At 59.9% G+C, this 955-nt stretch carries 2 protein-coding genes; both read right to left on the reverse strand.

All coding sequences use genetic code 11. The features are described from left to right. Nucleotides 1–371 (reverse strand): LacI family DNA-binding transcriptional regulator (locus EN984_RS36005; RefSeq protein WP_164765986.1); only part of this gene is annotated, 371 nt, incomplete at its 3' end. Nucleotides 372–625: 254 nt separating this feature from the next. Next, nucleotides 626–955, reverse strand: a 330-nt coding sequence (gene radC / locus EN984_RS36010) for a DNA repair protein RadC (RefSeq protein ID WP_127384426.1), incomplete at its 5' end; no start/stop codon positions are given.

The following is a 955-nucleotide window of genomic DNA, read 5'->3' on the forward strand; positions in this document are numbered from 1 at the left end:
GCTCCGATGCCGGCGGCGGCAACCGCGAGATTGGCTGCGGGGCCACCCAGCGCCTTGTCGATGTGGCTGGCGGTGATCCGGTCGTCGCGATGCGGCAGCACGTCGACGCGGCACAGGAAGTCGACACTCACCCTACCGGCGACCAGAAGTCTTGGCAGGTGATCGAGGTTCTTTGGCCTGTGTGGCGCGCGGCCCGGCAGTGAGCGCGCAAAGGAGCTCGGCCGATACATCAGCGCGGCAACCGCCTTCTCGATGCGGTCGCGCGTGCCTTCCTTCAGGCTTGCCGTTCCATTGATGAAATTCGAAACCGTGCCGATGGAGACACCGGCGGTTCGTGCGACATCCGCTATGGTCGGGCGCTTGCGTTGCAATGGCGGAGTTCCAATTGAAGCGTTTCAAAACGGTAGCAGCGAAAATGCGATGCCTCAACGGAATTGTCTTCTAAAAATCAAGAGAGAATTCCTCTCGATTGGAAGTTTAATCCAGAGATAGAGCGGACCTTGGGCCCTCTTTCCAAGATTGAACAATTTTCAAATTTTTTGGTAAAAGATTGTGCAGGCGAATTTCCTGCACTTCATTCGATCGCCCGGGCCTGATCGGACGGTCTTGGCATGCCCCCGGCCCGTCAGATCAGCAACAGGCCCTTCATGCTGGCATATCCCTTCCGCCCGACGATGATGTGGTCGTGCACCGCGATGCCCAGCCGCTTGCCCGCCTCGATGATCTCCTTCGTCATTTCGATATCGGCTCGTGAGGGTGTGGGGTCGCCCGACGGGTGATTGTGGACTAGGATGATGGCGGTGGCCGAGAGTTCGAGGGCGCGCCTGACCACCTCGCGCGGGTAGACGGGCGTATGGTCGACGGTGCCTGTCTGCTGAACCTCGTCGGCGATCAGCGCGTTCTTCTTGTCGAGGAACAGGATGCGGAACTGCTCGCGCGCCTCGAAGGCCATGAC

It is taken from the genome of Mesorhizobium sp. M7A.F.Ca.CA.004.12.1.1, assembly GCF_003997835.1.
Taxonomy (GTDB): Bacteria; Pseudomonadota; Alphaproteobacteria; order Rhizobiales; family Rhizobiaceae; genus Mesorhizobium.